The 13,417-nt window shown below is 72.1% G+C and carries 11 protein-coding genes; 6 read left to right on the plus strand and 5 right to left on the minus strand.

Translation table 11 applies throughout. The features are described from left to right. Window positions 1-30: 30 nt before the first annotated feature. Window positions 31-498 carry a winged helix-turn-helix transcriptional regulator gene (locus ACFWVC_RS31220; protein WP_384295045.1) on the minus strand — a complete coding sequence of 156 codons (468 nt, stop codon included), beginning with the start codon at window positions 496-498 and terminating at the stop codon, window positions 31-33. Between the two features lie 90 nt (window positions 499-588). Between ACFWVC_RS31220 and ACFWVC_RS31225 the strand changes: the two genes are divergently transcribed. Then, a complete protein-coding gene (locus tag ACFWVC_RS31225) occupies window positions 589-1,083 on the plus strand; it encodes a PaaI family thioesterase (protein ID WP_384295047.1) in 495 nt (164 codons plus the stop codon). An 81-nt stretch (window positions 1,084-1,164) separates the two neighbouring features. Further along, entirely contained in the window at window positions 1,165-1,665 is a 501-nt protein-coding gene (locus ACFWVC_RS31230; protein WP_384295052.1) for a hypothetical protein, read from the plus strand. Between the two features lie 56 nt (window positions 1,666-1,721). Here ACFWVC_RS31230 and ACFWVC_RS31235 read toward each other — a convergent pair whose 3' ends face one another. Next, a complete protein-coding gene (locus ACFWVC_RS31235; RefSeq protein ID WP_384295057.1) occupies window positions 1,722-3,371 on the minus strand; it encodes a phosphodiester glycosidase family protein in 1,650 nt (549 codons plus the stop codon). Window positions 3,372-4,037: 666 nt separating this feature from the next. Between ACFWVC_RS31235 and ACFWVC_RS31240 the strand changes: the two genes are divergently transcribed. Together ACFWVC_RS31240 and ACFWVC_RS31245 are read left to right on the plus strand one after the other, a co-directional pair. Next, window positions 4,038-4,586: a hypothetical protein gene (locus ACFWVC_RS31240; RefSeq protein ID WP_384295061.1), complete on the plus strand. Its 549-nt coding sequence runs from the start codon at window positions 4,038-4,040 to the stop codon at window positions 4,584-4,586. A gap of 492 nt (window positions 4,587-5,078) precedes the next feature. Then, window positions 5,079-5,663 carry a hypothetical protein gene (locus tag ACFWVC_RS31245; protein ID WP_384295064.1) on the plus strand — a complete coding sequence of 195 codons (585 nt, stop codon included), beginning with the start codon at window positions 5,079-5,081 and terminating at the stop codon, window positions 5,661-5,663. A gap of 57 nt (window positions 5,664-5,720) precedes the next feature. Here the strand turns inward: ACFWVC_RS31245 and ACFWVC_RS31250 are convergent, their stop codons facing one another. Both ACFWVC_RS31250 and mgrA read right to left on the minus strand, forming a co-directional pair. Beyond that, entirely contained in the window at window positions 5,721-6,455 is a 735-nt protein-coding gene (locus tag ACFWVC_RS31250) for a hypothetical protein (RefSeq protein ID WP_384295067.1), read from the minus strand. Between the two features lie 132 nt (window positions 6,456-6,587). Then, entirely contained in the window at window positions 6,588-7,634 is a 1,047-nt protein-coding gene (mgrA, locus tag ACFWVC_RS31255) for an L-glyceraldehyde 3-phosphate reductase (RefSeq protein ID WP_384295070.1), read from the minus strand. Between the two features lie 740 nt (window positions 7,635-8,374). Between mgrA and ACFWVC_RS31260 the strand changes: the two genes are divergently transcribed. After that, window positions 8,375-11,314 (plus strand): carboxypeptidase regulatory-like domain-containing protein, encoded by a 2,940-nt coding sequence (locus ACFWVC_RS31260; RefSeq protein ID WP_384295075.1) that lies wholly within the window; start codon window positions 8,375-8,377, stop codon window positions 11,312-11,314. Window positions 11,315-11,456: 142 nt separating this feature from the next. After that, the gene (locus tag ACFWVC_RS31265) at window positions 11,457-12,812 is read left to right on the plus strand and encodes a mycothione reductase (protein WP_384295079.1); all 1,356 of its coding nucleotides are present in this window, start codon (window positions 11,457-11,459) and stop codon (window positions 12,810-12,812) included. A 14-nt stretch (window positions 12,813-12,826) separates the two neighbouring features. On the opposite strand, the gene ACFWVC_RS31270 is transcribed toward ACFWVC_RS31265, so the two are convergent. After that, window positions 12,827-13,300, minus strand: a complete 474-nt coding sequence (locus ACFWVC_RS31270) for a hypothetical protein (protein WP_384295082.1) — start codon at window positions 13,298-13,300, stop codon at window positions 12,827-12,829. Between the last annotated feature and the right edge of the window lie 117 nt (window positions 13,301-13,417).

The following is a 13,417-nucleotide window of genomic DNA, read 5'->3' on the forward strand; positions in this document are numbered from 1 at the left end:
GACCCAGGTCCGGGCACGGGCTGCCCCGTGTCAGGTGGCGGCGCGGGCCGCCGCCCCCGGCCGGGTGGCGGCCTGACGAGGCGTCAACGGCCCGTCACCGGCCGTGCACACGACGGCAACCTCGACCGGTGCGCCGCAGTCGCGGTGCAGGACTTCCAGGGGCGGGCCTTCGGGATCCGCGGTGTAGCGGTCGCCCCACTGCTTGAGGGCGATCATCGCGGGCCACAGGTCCCAGCCCTTGCGGGTCAGCCGGTACTCGTGCCGGGTGCGGCTGCCCGGCTCGCGGTACGGGACCGTGTCCAAAATCCCCGCGGCGACGAGCTTGCGCAGCCGGTCCGCGAGCACCGCCTCGGACAGTCCCATGTGGCGGCGGAAGTCGTCGAAGCGGCGTACGCCGTTCATCGCCTCGCGCAGCACCAGCAGCGACCATTTCTCGCCGATCAGATCGAGGGTGCGTTGCACCGTGCAGTTCTCGGTGCTGGTCTCCAGCCAGGTCATGCCCGTCATCGTAGGCTGGCTTCGCCATTGACAGCCAGATATGCGACCATCTAACTTCGGATAGCGAAGTCAGATGGAGAGAGGGCGGCAATGACCCGGTCACGTACGTTCGAGTGGAAGGACCCGAGCGTCTCCGCGGCCGCCGTCGGGCAGCGCAGCGGACTGGACTTCCTCCACGACATCGTGGCCGGACGCCTGCCCGCGCCGCCCATCGCCTCGACGCTCGGATTCACGCTGGAGCAGGTCGAGTTCGGCCGTGCGGTGTTCACCATGGAACCGGGGGAGGAGCACTACAACCCCATCGGCAGCGTCCACGGAGGCGTCTACGCCACGCTCCTCGACTCGGCAGCCGGCTGCGCCGTGCAGTCCGTCCTCCCCGCGGGCATGGGCTACACCTCGCTCGACCTGAGCCTGAAGTTCCTGCGTCCGATGAACGTGGACACCGGCAAGGTGCGTGCCGTCGGCGGGGTCCTCAACCAGGGCCGCCGCACCGCCCTCGCCCAGGCCGAACTGTTCGACGCGCAGGACCGGTTGCTCGCCCACGCGACGAGCAGTTGCATGCTCTTCCCGCTCCAGCCGCGCTAGGACGCCGCAGCGGGGCGCGGCAGGAGGGCGCCGCCCGTGTGGGCGGCGCCCCGCTGAACCACGCGTGTCACAATGCGGGCCATGCGGGGGGACACGTTCAGGGCGCTGCCGAGGGTTCCGGGGGTCATCGCGCTCGCCTGCCTGCTCGGCGCACTGGGCGCCGCGTGGTTCCTGATCGCCCAACTGCGCGCGGCCGACCGGATCGACACGTCCCCGGTACGGGTGCGCGGGGTCGTGGAACGCGTCACCGCAAGCGGTAGGGGCGGCGGCCGCGACGTTCGGGTCGGCTATGAACTCGCCGGACACCACTTCTCCGACACCGGGCTGCCCGACAGGAAAATGCCCGAACACCTAGCCGTCGGCGACTCCTTGTGCCTGGAAGCCGCCGGCCGGCACCCCGGCACGGTACGGCTCTGCGGTCAGCGCTACCCGGCGGGCGACGACATGCCGCCCACGGCGATCCTCGTGTTGGCCGCCGCCACCGCCGGCCTGTTGTGCGCCGCGGGGTTCGCCGTCTCCGGACTCCGAGCACGCCGCAGCGGCGCGGCCGGGCCGGATCCTCTCGCGGCGGTGTCCCGGTAGCGCGGGAAGGGGGCGATGTCCGCACGGACATCACCCCCTTGGGGACCCGCGTGGGGTCAGTGCCGGCCGGAGCCGGGGAGCACCTGGATCGTGTCGCCGACCGCGCGCTCACCCGTCGCGTCGGAAGTGACGTTGACGAGGGCGCCCTTGACCGTCATGGCCGTGGAGCCGCCACCGTCGAGGTTGAGGGCCTGGACCGCGCCGAGCGACCGCATGAAGCGGGCGGCCTCGCCGAGCGTGAAGCCCTCGCTGACGCCGGGCTGGCGTCCGTCGACGGTGACGAGGAGCAGACGGCCGCGCCGGTCGATGCCCGCGAGGGTGCGGGGCTGGCGCACGTTGGACCAGGCGAAGCCGAAGGACAGGTCCAGGGGGTCGAGGGTGCCCTCGGTGGCGGCGTCGATGTGGACGCGGCCGTTCTCGACGAGGGTCGGCGCCGCGCTGACGATGCTGTCGTCCGGGCCGAGCCGGACCTGCCGCCCGGAGGAGTCCCGCACGACCTCGCGCAGCGACAGCCGCGCGCCGGTGTGCGCGTGGTCGGTCAGCCACGCTGCCGCCGCGCCGGTGCCCTGGAGGACGGAGCCGCCCTCGGGGACCGGGCCGCCGCGCTCACCGGTGGAGACGACGACGTCCCGCTTGTCCAGGACCACCTGGGTGCCCGCGCCCGTGGGCAGCGCGGCCCGGAAGGCCGGGGTGAACTTGACCAGGTCGTCCGCCAGCGTGCAGGTGGTGTCGTGGCGGGGCTGCTCGATGGGAACGGCGCCCGGACGGCCGCAGTTGCGGAGCTTGCCCGGGACGCGGTTGATGCCCTGCACCGCGTACGTGGCGGAGCCGGCCCGCACCGTCACCGTGGTGGACAGGTCGGCGATGCGCGGCCGCCGGCCGCCGTCGCCGAGGATCAGCGCGGCGCGCGAGCCGACCGCCATGGACTCCAGCTCACCGTGCACGGCGGACAGGCCCGCCATCGTGCCCTGGACGCCGTCCGCGTCCGAGGTGATGAAGAAGCCGCCGTTGACGCCGATCAGCGAAGCGAGCCGGGTGGCCACCGCGGAGGTCTTCTCCCGGTCGGCCACGTTGCCGCCGTCGCTGACGGCGATCGTCCCGCGCAGACGCTCCGGGTCGAGAACGGCGAGGTGGATGCGCTCCCCGTCGGCGGCCTGCCGGCCGTCGTAGCCGGTCCACTCGACGGACGTGCGGAAACCGGCGCCCGCCACCGCGGAGTTGGCGGTGCCCGCCTCGGCCTGGGTGGCGTACCGGCCGACCCGGACCTGCCAGCCCATCGTGCCGTGCGGGGTGTCCGTGTAGTCGTCCCACGCCACGCGCTCCAGCCGGGGCTCGAACCCGGCGTCCCGCAGCCGTCCGGCGGTGGCGTCGGCCCAGGTGCGGTCCCCGAGCGGGGCCCACGTGGCGGCGCCGGTCAGGCGGTTGACGGCGGGCGCCTGCACGGTGACCGTCCACACGCCGGCGGCGTCGGCGTCCTGCAGCACCCCGGTGCGGACCTGGACGCCGGGCGCCACGCTCTGCGTCGTCCACGCGATCCCGTGCGGGCCGGAGGTGGTGGACGCGGTGGACGCGGTGGACGACGCCCCGGCGGTCGCGGGCGGGACCAGAGCGACCAGGGTGAGGGCGGTGCCGAGCACGGCAACCCTCCAAGCCCCCTGCCGCACCCGGATCGTTCTGTGGCGCGCCTTCTCGGCTGTGACGGACATGCCTCTCCTGACGTACGGTCCTCCGCCGCGCCGGGTCCTCCCGGCGCCGCGATCGACCGCCATCCCAGCCCCGTGCGGAGACACCCGCGTCAAGGGCCAAGGGCCCGTGGGGGAACCCTCGGTGACAAGCGCACGCGGTTGTGCTGTCGTCCATGCCGGAGTTGTCGGAGTCGCCGGTGTGTCAGGTGGCCTTGTGTGCCGTACCGCGTCGCAGTCGCCGCGACCGTTCGTGTGCAATTCCGTCGCGGATGTTCATTCATGGTCGGTGACGATGTTCTGGAAGTCGTCGATTGAACGACTTCGTCCAAAAGTGGAAGCAGATCGCCCGGCCGCGGGACCCCGCCCTATCGCGACGGGCCGGGAAGGCCGGCGCCCGGTGCCGCCACGGCGTCCGCCCGGGTGCCCACCTGCGGTGTCGGCCGCCCGTGCGAGCCGTGGGGCGCCCCTGCGAGATGCGTCACATCGGGCGGATGGTAACGATTTCTCGGGCAAAGGATCCGGGACTATCTGTTGTGATCACCTCACAGTTCGGCGTACTAATCTGTCACCCGGCGTGCGGGTGTTCATCCGATGCGGCTTTACCCGCCGCGACGGATATCACGAACGCCGGAACGTGCCATATTGGAAGCTGCCGGCCGGCCGAGGACGAGAGGACACCTGGACTCAATGACGCACACCCCCCGGGACATTGAGGCCACGGCAGCGGCCCTCAGGGACGAGGCGGAGCGACTCCAGGCCCAGAAGCAAGGGCTCGAGCGCGAGTTGGCGGCCGTCGCGGCGCACCTTTGCTCCGTGCACAAGGCACTGGACGCCCTCCAGAGGCTCCTGCCGTCGGCCGCCCTCGACACCGGCACGATCGGGCGCCCCAGGAGCGCCCATCAGTCGTCCCTCGTCGGCAGGTACACCGACCTCGCGCCGGTGACCGCGTCGGAGGCGGTGCCGGCCGTGCCCGACGCGGAGCCCGTGGAGCCGGGCGCGGAGGGCGACGACGCCCACGCGGCCGCGCAACCGGGGTACGGCAAGCTCACCGAGCAGATCCTGGAGTACCTGGCCACCACCCACGGCGCCGAGGTCCGCGCCCGCGACGTCGCCGCCGCTCTGGGCCGGGACGCCAACGCGGGCAGCATCAACGCCGTGCGCAGCACCCTCGACCGGCTGGTCGGCGCGTCCCGCGCCCAGCGCGCCGGCCGCGGTCTCTACCGCGCCGCCACCTGACCGTCCCGCCGGCTCGGCCGCTCCGGCGTCACAGGTCACCATGTGCCCGTGCGTGCCCCGTTGCACGAAGGGCACGCCGTCAAAGTCCCATGCCCGTGGACCGATCCTACAACGTGGTTCCGGCGCATCGGCCTTCCTGCCGACGGGGGTCGCGGCAACGGGAAACTCTCGGTGGACGGGTGCTTTTCGGGCGTTGAACCGGGGATTTCCGAGGTCTTCGGACGCGGTGCGGGGGCCATCGCCCAGGCCCGGCCGTCCTGGCGCGACTGCGCCTGCGGCACACGGTGTGCAGAACAAGTGAAGGTGTGTGCCCCGCGCGCGTGTGATTGCATCGCGTATAAGGTTGGACGTCGTCTCACTGGTTCACGGTGGTGAACGTGGTGGCGTTGCACTCCGGATACACCGGGTCGCCGTCCATTCGGTGACGGAGATGCCGTGCCCGGGTCGGATCCGGCGTGCATTATTTCCCATTTGTGCGGGAATGACCCATCAATGGACGTCATTTTTCCCGTTTCGGCGTATCCGCCACTGGCTCTCGGCTTCTTCGGCCTGGGCACCGGTTATCTGATCTGGGGCCCGCAGGAACTGTTCGGCTGGCCCGAACGGGACGACCGGGTGGACCGGGGGCTGGGCACCTGGGGGATCTGGCTTCCGGGCTTCTGCCAACTGCTGGCCGGTGTGATCCTCTTCGTCGGCCTCACGTGGTTCGAGGTGTTCAGGGCGCCGTCCCTCTACATGGCGGCGCTGGCCTTCACCGCGTACGGCATCCACTGGTTCGCGCTGGGCTGGGACCGCTACCGGGGCAACGACCCTCGTGTGAACGCCGGTGTCTCGGTCGCCTACATGGTCCTGTCGGCCCTGGGCGCGACGGTGTTCTTCGCGGTGGCGGACTGGCCCGTCGGGATCGTCTTCGTCGGCCTTTTCTGCGTCTACGCGGCGAAGTTCGTGATGTCGGTCGGTGTTCCGGTCGCCGAGCGCGTGATGGGGCTGTTCCGCATCCTCACCGCCTGCTGGCTCATGTACCTGACGTTCGCCGTCGTGGTCGACTTCGCCCTCGGGTACCGCTGGCCGACGTAGCGGGTCCGCGAAGTCCTGTGCGAAGGGATTGCCGCCTCGCCGGCGGCCGGCCCCGCGCTACGGCCGCATCAGGGCGAGGTCCTCGCCCCACGCGTCCAGCACCGGGCCGTGTCCCGCGCGGCGGGCCGCCGCCTCGACGCGGGCGAAGAGACGCCGCTGTACGCGTACGTCGCCCGTGCGCGCGATGGTGTCGATGGCGTCCAGCAGCGGGGCGGAGTCCCAGCCGGGCAACGGGTACCGGGCGAGTTCCCACTCCAGGTACTTGTTGTACGGGCGGGGGCGGCGGTCGAGGGCGAAGAGCAGTTCCAGCAGGAATCCGACGCTGTCGGCGGCGTCGAGGCGGGCGGCGAGTGCATGGCCGTCACGGTCGTTCTTGACCGACCGGTAGAGGGAGTTGGCGTAGGCGTCCAGCCACTCGCCGGAGTCCCGGAACGCCTCGTCGGCGCCGAGGTGGGCCTTGGCGGCCAGGATCCGGGCGATGCCCCCGTCGAGCCGGTCGAGCACGACGCGGGCACGGGCGAGGGCGTAGCGCTCGAAGCCCGGCATTCCGGCCGTGCGGAAGTCCGCCAGCGTGACGACGACCAGGTCCAGTGCGGGGGTGCGGTGGCCTGAGAAGCGGGTGAGGTCCGTTGCCGCGCCGTCGGCGAGGACGACGTACAGATCGTGGTCGGAGTGCGCGGTGGGCATGCCCTCGTGGGCCTGGGAGCCCTTGAGGACGAGCCCCACGACGGCGGCGTCGGCGACGGCGAGTCGGGTGAACGCCGCATAGGTGAGGGGGTGGTGAGAGGCCATGGGTGATCTCCTCGGGATGCCGGTGGGCATGACGACCGGCGGCCCGCCTGCCGGGCCGCCGGTACCGTCCGCGGCGGCGCATGGCCGCCGCCCGGGAGATCAACGCACGTGGGAACTCTAGCGCCCGGCGCCTCAGCCGAGGGCGCCGTTGCGGGCGTCGCGCCAGAGGTCGACGCCGCTCGCGTCGAAGGAGTACTCGTCGATGCGGGCCAGCTCGTCGGCGCTGAAGTGGAGGTTGCCCAGGGCGGCGACGTTCTGCTCCACCTGCTCGACCCGGGACGCGCCGATCACGAGCGAGGTGACGCGCTCGTCGCGCAGGGCCCAGGCCAGTGCCATCTGGGCCAGGGACTGGCCGCGGTCGCGGGCGATGCCGGCGAGGCCGCGCAGGCGTCGCAGCATGTCCTCGGAGAGCCACGCGGCGTCGAACGTCGAGCCGCGCGCGGCTCGGGAGTCCTCCGGCACCCCGTCGAGGTAACGATCCGTCAGAAGGCCCTGGGCGAGCGCGGTGAAGCCGATGACGCCGATGCCCTCGTCGTGCGCGGTCTCCAGGAGCCCCTCGGTCTCGATCCAGCGGTTCAGCAGGGAGTACGAGGGCTGGTGGATCAGCAGCGGCGTGCCGAGGTCCCGCAGGACGGCCGCGGCCTCGCTCGTCCGCTTGGCGTCGTAGGAGGAGATGCCGACGTACAGGGCCTTGCCCTGGCGGACCGCGGTGTCGAGGGCGCCCATCGTCTCCTCGAGCGGCGTGGTGGCGTCGAGGCGGTGGGAGTAGAAGATGTCGACGTAGTCCAGGCCCATGCGCTGCAGGGACTGGTCCAGCGAGGCGAGCAGGTACTTCCGGGAACCGCCGCCCTGGCCGTAGGGGCCCGGCCACATGTCCCAGCCGGCCTTGGTGGAGATCACCATCTCGTCGCGGTACGGCGCGAGGTCGTTCCTCATGATGCGGCCGAAGGTGAGCTCGGCCGCGCCGTACGGCGGCCCGTAGTTGTTCGCCAGGTCGTGGTGGGTGATGCCGAGGTCGAACGCGCGCAGGGCGATCTCGCGCTGCCGCTCGAAGGGCTTGTCGTCACCGAAGTTCTGCCAGTAGCCCAGGGAGAGGAGGGGCAGGTCCAGGCCCGAGCGCCCGGTGCGGCGGTACCGCATCGTGCCGTCGTAGCGATCCGGGTTGGCGACGTGGGGCATGGGACTTCTCCGCGACGTGTGGGGTTCCGTGGTTCGGCCCCAGCCTGCTGCGTCGCGATTCGGAAGTCCAACAGTCCTCGCCTCTTGGATTGAGCGGCGCAGCTTCTTAATCCCGCGGGTGGACATGGCCCCTTCGGAGGACGAGGACTCCCACCGCATCGTCTTCGACACGGTGAACGCCGGCGATCCGAAGGCCGGCAAGGGTGCTGTCGTCGTGGGCTGAGCCCGGCTGCCGTTGCCACGGGAAAAGGCGGCGCGACAATTTCCCCGCACGGCCACACCGCCACACCGCCGCATTTCCGATTGGCCGGTGCACGGTTGCATTTGCGACCCGCACCGGATTCTTGTCCGTGGTCGCTCCCGTGGCAACCCGGAACCGGGGGAGAGAATGTGCGTCTGCGCATATGAGAAGTCCGGTCGGCGGGAATTCCCCGATATCGTGCGCGGGGCGTCGGGCGATCTGCCCGCGTTGATGGCCGCTGGTACGTTTTCGCCCGGGGCCGGACTGCTCACCAGGTCGTAGCCGGCCGTGCCGCGGTTGCCGGCCGGGCGGTGAACCGGTTTTTGGGAATGTTTTACCCGTGGCTCGAATCATGCGCATCGAGATGGCGGCGACATGTGACGGCAACAAACAAGGTATTGACACGCGGTCAATGCGGGTCCGGTAATGGTTCGTCGGTGGATCTGTGAATCCGCCGTCACCGGCCCCGAATTCGGGGCCCTGTCCGGATTGGTTGATTGTGTCGATATCCCCCTCCGCGAGAAGTGCCTCCCCGGTCTTCCGCGTACTCGGCCGCGGCGCGGCCGTCCTGGGCGTCGCGGCCCTGGCGGTGCTGGGCCTCCAGCCCGCCGCGCAGGCCCGGCCCGCCGCCCCCGTCGTGCACGCGGCACCCGCCGCGGCCGTCGCGCGGGACGCCGCGCCGGACCTCGAACCCGTCTGCGACACCCCCGGCAAGGGCCGCGCCGCCTGCTACGCGCTGCGCGCCACCGGTCAGCCGCCGCTCCTGCGGCTCAGTGCCTCGGCGACTCCCGCGGGCCTGGGCCCGCAGGACATCCAGAGCGCCTACAGCCTGCCCGCCGACGGCGGCGCGGGGCAGACGATCGCGATCGTCGACGCCTACGACAACCCCAACGCCGAGGCCGATCTCGCCGTCTACCGGCAGCAGTACGGCCTGCCGCCCTGCACGACCGCCAACGGCTGCTTCCGGAAGGTCGACCAGCGCGGGGGCACCTCCTACCCGCAGCCGAGTGAAACGTGGGCAGGGGAGGTCGCCCTGGACCTGGACATGGTGTCCGCGGCGGCCCCGGCCGCCCACATCCTGCTCGTGGTGACCGACAACGACGGTCTGGAAAACCTTGCCGCGGGCGTGGACGAGGCCGTGGCCCTCGGCGCGAAGTACGTCTCCAACTCCTATGGCCGGCTCGGTGACCTCGCCGGTGACCTGGCCGCCTACGGCGCCTCCTACGACCACCCGGGCGTCGCCGTGGTGGCGGCCAGCGGCGACAACAAGTACGGGGTCTCCTTCCCCTCGACCCTGCCGACCGTGACCGCCGTCGGCGGCACGACCCTCACCGCCGACCCGGGCTCCGCCCGCGGCTGGTCGGAGACGGTCTGGGCCCGGGACAACTACGGACCCGGTTCCGGCTGCGCGGCACTCCAGGCCAAGCCCGGTTTCCAGAAGGACACCGGCTGCACCGGACGCAGCGTCGCGGACGTCTCCGCCGTCGCCGACAACGTTGCCGTGTACCTGACGTACGGCGCGCAGGGGACCGGCTGGCAGCGCTACGGCGGCACCAGCGCCGCGACCCCGGTGATCGCGTCCCTCTACGCGCTGGCCGGCCCCCCGCGCCCGGGCACGTACCCCAACGCCTACCCCTACGCGGCCGGCGGCGCGGGCCTCAACGACATCACCACCGGCTCCAACGGCACCTGCGCCGCCGCCTACTTGTGCACCGGCGTCCCCGGCTACGACGGTCCCACGGGGCTCGGCACGCCCGCGGGCCTGGCCGCCTTCCGCAGCGGTCCGCACGGCACCCTGTCCGGCACCGTGAAGGACGCCGCCACCGGCAAGCCGGTCGCCCACGCGACGGTCGGCTCCGGACTGGACATCACCACGACCGACGCCGAGGGCGCGTACACCCTCGACCTGCCCGCAGGCACGGTGAAGGACCTGACGGTGAAGGCCTTCGGCTACACCGCCGCCGTCCCCGTCACGCTCACCATCGCCGACGGCCAGTCCCTGACGCGTGACGTCGAGCTCGCCCCGATCCCGCGCGAGCACGTGCGCGGCAAGGTCACGGACGGCTCCGGCCACGGCTGGCCGCTCTACGCCAAGGTCACGGTGGCCGGTTCGCCCGAGGCCCCGGTGTGGACCGACCCGGCCACCGGCGCCTACCGGCTGGACCTGCCCCAGGGCGCGGACTACACCCTGGACGTCACCAGCAGCCTGCCCGGCTACGAGCCGAGGGAGCACGGCGTCACGGTCGGGCGCAAGCCGGTCACCGCCGACGTCGCGCTGACCGCCGACCCCGACGCGGCCACCGCCGTCGGCTACACGCTCGAGCGCGAGGGCGGCACCCAGACCTTCGACTCCACCACCGGTGCGCCGCGGGGCTGGACCGTCGTCAACGCCCCAGGCACGGACAGCGGATGGGAGTTCGACGACCCGATCGAGCGCGGCAACCTCACCGGTGGCAGTGGCGCCTTCGCCGTCGCCGAGAGCGACAACGGACCGATCGGCCCGCACCAGGACACCCAACTCATCAGCCCGGTCTACGACTTCTCCGCAGGCCAGTCGGCGGAGCTCACGTTCAAGACCGAGTACGGGTACAACCCGAACAACCAGCAGATGAGCGTGGACGTCACCACCGACGGCGGCGCCACCTGGACCACCGCCTGGTCCTCGCCCAAGAGCAGCGACAGCGTGCAGAACCGCACCCTCCACGTGGGCCTGGGCGCGTACGCGGGCCACAAGGCCGTGCAGTTGCGCTTCCACTTCGTCGCCAACTGGGGCTACCACTGGGCGGTCGACGACGTGTACGTCGCGACCCGCGCCCTCGTGCCCACCCCCGGCGGCCTGATCCTCGGCACCGTCCGCGACGCCAACACGCGCGCGGGCCTGGTCGGCGCCACCGTCACCGACCTCCGGAACCCGCAGACCACCGTCACCACCACCGCGACCCCCGACGACCCGGCCGTCGGCGACGGCTTCTACACCCTGTTCGCCGCCGGCCCCGGCACCCACACCGTCAGTGGGACCGCGTCCGGCTACGCCACGGCCACGAAGAAGGCCACGGTGCACACCGACCGGACGACCAGTGCGGACCTCGCCCTCGGCGCCGGACGCGTCACCGCGACGCCGCACGCGATCAGCGGCACCGTCGTACAGGGACGGCACACGACCGCCCGGCTGCGCCTGGCCAACACGGGCACCGCGCCGGTGACCGTCCGTGTGGCCCAGCCCTCGGGCACCGGCTGGCTGACTCCGCACGTCTCCCAGGTGACGCTGGAGCCGGGCCGGCGCACCACGGTCACCGTCGCCCTGGACTCCGCGTCGCCGGACGTCACCGGGCCGGGCGACTACCGCACGCGGATCACACTCACCGGAGACACCCCCTACGCCATCACCCCGGTCCCGGTGGTCCTGCACGTCACCGCTGCCCACGGCCACGACGCCTGACCATCCGTCACCTGAGCGGCCCTTCCGGCCGGGCCCCGGCGACCGCGCCGGGGCCCGGCCGGTGTGGTCCGCTGCGCGGACGCGACCGGAGAGGACAGAATCGGGAGGAAACGGACTCGATGGTGACGGAAGGCGGACGGACGTGCTCCACTACGACCTCGTGGTTCTGGGAATGGGCAGCGGCAACATGCTGTTCGGCGACGAACTCGCCCATCTGCGCTCCGCGGCCGTCGAGCCCGGCCCGTTCGGCGGCACGTGCCTCAACCGCGGCTGCATCCCCAGCAAGATGCTGGTCGTCACCGCCGACGCGGTGGTCGACGCACGGGAGGCCGCGCGGCTCGGCGTCCACGCCACGGTGGAGCCCGTCGACTGGCGGGCCGTCCGCGACCGGGTGTTCGGACGGATCGACCCGCTCCACGAGAGCGCGGTGAGCTTCCGCCGCGAGAGCGGGGTGGACGTGTACACCGACGCGGCCCGCTTCGTCGCGCCGAAGGTGGTGCAGGTCGGCTCCGAGCAGCTCAGCGCGGAGGCGATCGTCGTGGCGGTCGGGTCCCGGCCGGTGATCCCCGACATCCCGGGGCTCGACACCGTGCCGTACCACACCTCGGACACCATCATGCGGATCGACGAGATGCCCGAGTCCCTGGTCGTCATCGGCGGAGGGTTCATCGCGGCCGAGTTCGGCCATGTCTTCGACGCGTTCGGGGCGCGGGTGACGATCATTCAGCACCGGCCGCGACTGCTGATGGCCGAGGACGAGCAGGTGTCCGCGCGGTTCACCGAACTCGCCTCGCGGCGGCACCGGGTACTGCTCGACACCGAGGTCACTTCGGTGGCGCGGCGGGGCGACGGCGTCGCCGTCACCGTGCGGGGCCCGCAGGGCGAACAGGTCGTCGAGGCCGAGGCGATGCTGGTGTGCGTCGGCCGCCGGCCCAACACCGACCGGCTGGACGTCGCGGCCGGCGGGCTGGACCTGGACTCCGACGGCCACATCGCCACCGACGCCGCCTGCCGCACATCGGTCCCGGGCGTCTGGGCGCTGGGCGACGTCGCGAACCACTTCCAGCTCAAGCACCGGGCCAACGCCGAGGTCCGCCTCGTGCGCCACAACCTCGTCCACCCCGACGACATCCGGTCCCTGGGCACCAAGGCCGTGCCGCACGCGGTGTTCACGCATCCGCAGATCGCGAGCGTCGGCCTGACGGAGCAGGAGGCCCGCCGCAGCGGCATCGATCACCTCGTCAGCGTCCACGACTACGCCGACGCCGCCTACGGGTGGGCGCTGGAGGACACCACCAGCTTCGTGAAGATCCTCGCGAACCCGGCCGACCGCACGCTCCTCGGTGCCCACATCATCGGGCCCCAGGCCGCGACGCTCATCCAGCCGCTCATCCAGGCCATGACCCTGGGGCGGAACATCGACGACGTCGCCCGGGACGTGCTCTACATCCACCCCGCGCTCACCGAGGTCGTCGAGCAGGCGCTGCTGGCACTGTGACACCTGGCGCCACGTCAGGAGACGCCGGTGACGCTCACCTTCGCCCGGCCGCCGTCCGAGCGCAGGACGATGTCGAGGAGAAAGGCGTCACCCGTGCGCGGCCCGAGGACCTCCCAGGCGCCGGCGGGGAGGGTGCGGGAGACGGTCTCGTGGCGCTCGCCCGGCGCCGATCCGCTGATCGCCACGATCCGCACCGGCGTCCGTCCGGTGTTCTTCAGCGTGACGGAGTGGGTCCGGGGGCAGTCGGCGGTGCCCGTACCGGAGCAGTGCCGGCGGACGTCCCCGAAGTCTGTCAGCCCGCACGAGACCTCGGTGGCGAAGGCGAAGTCGGACGAGCAGGTGACGCCGACGCGCAGGCCGCTCGCGGTGTCCGCCTGGTCGCCGGCTTCGGATCCGTGCGAACGCGCGACGGCGAAGGCGGCGAGCGCGGTGGCGGTGACGAGTACGGCGGCGCCGGCGAGTACGGCGGACAGGAGTGCTTTCCGCACCTGTGGCTCCCGAGGTCGTGCTGTGGATCGGTCGTTCAGGGCACCTGGGGGTGGGGGGGGGGGGCGGGGCGGGGGGGGCCGCCCCCCCCCCGGGGGGGGGGACCAGGGCGGGGGAGG

The sequence above is a fragment of the Streptomyces sp. NPDC058691 genome (assembly GCF_042714775.1).
Taxonomy (GTDB): domain Bacteria; phylum Actinomycetota; class Actinomycetes; order Streptomycetales; family Streptomycetaceae; genus Actinacidiphila.

Coding starts and splice junctions, on each gene's coding strand:
- ACFWVC_RS31220 (WP_384295045.1), bottom strand. CDS start 498: ATGACCTGGCTGGAGACCAGCACCGAGAACTGCACGGTGCAACGCACC.
- ACFWVC_RS31225 (WP_384295047.1), top strand. CDS start 589: ATGACCCGGTCACGTACGTTCGAGTGGAAGGACCCGAGCGTCTCCGCG.
- ACFWVC_RS31230 (WP_384295052.1), top strand. CDS start 1,165: ATGCGGGGGGACACGTTCAGGGCGCTGCCGAGGGTTCCGGGGGTCATC.
- ACFWVC_RS31235 (WP_384295057.1), bottom strand. CDS start 3,371: ATGTCCGTCACAGCCGAGAAGGCGCGCCACAGAACGATCCGGGTGCGG.
- ACFWVC_RS31240 (WP_384295061.1), top strand. CDS start 4,038: ATGACGCACACCCCCCGGGACATTGAGGCCACGGCAGCGGCCCTCAGG.
- ACFWVC_RS31245 (WP_384295064.1), top strand. CDS start 5,079: ATGGACGTCATTTTTCCCGTTTCGGCGTATCCGCCACTGGCTCTCGGC.
- ACFWVC_RS31250 (WP_384295067.1), bottom strand. CDS start 6,455: ATGGCCTCTCACCACCCCCTCACCTATGCGGCGTTCACCCGACTCGCC.
- mgrA (WP_384295070.1), bottom strand. CDS start 7,634: ATGCCCCACGTCGCCAACCCGGATCGCTACGACGGCACGATGCGGTAC.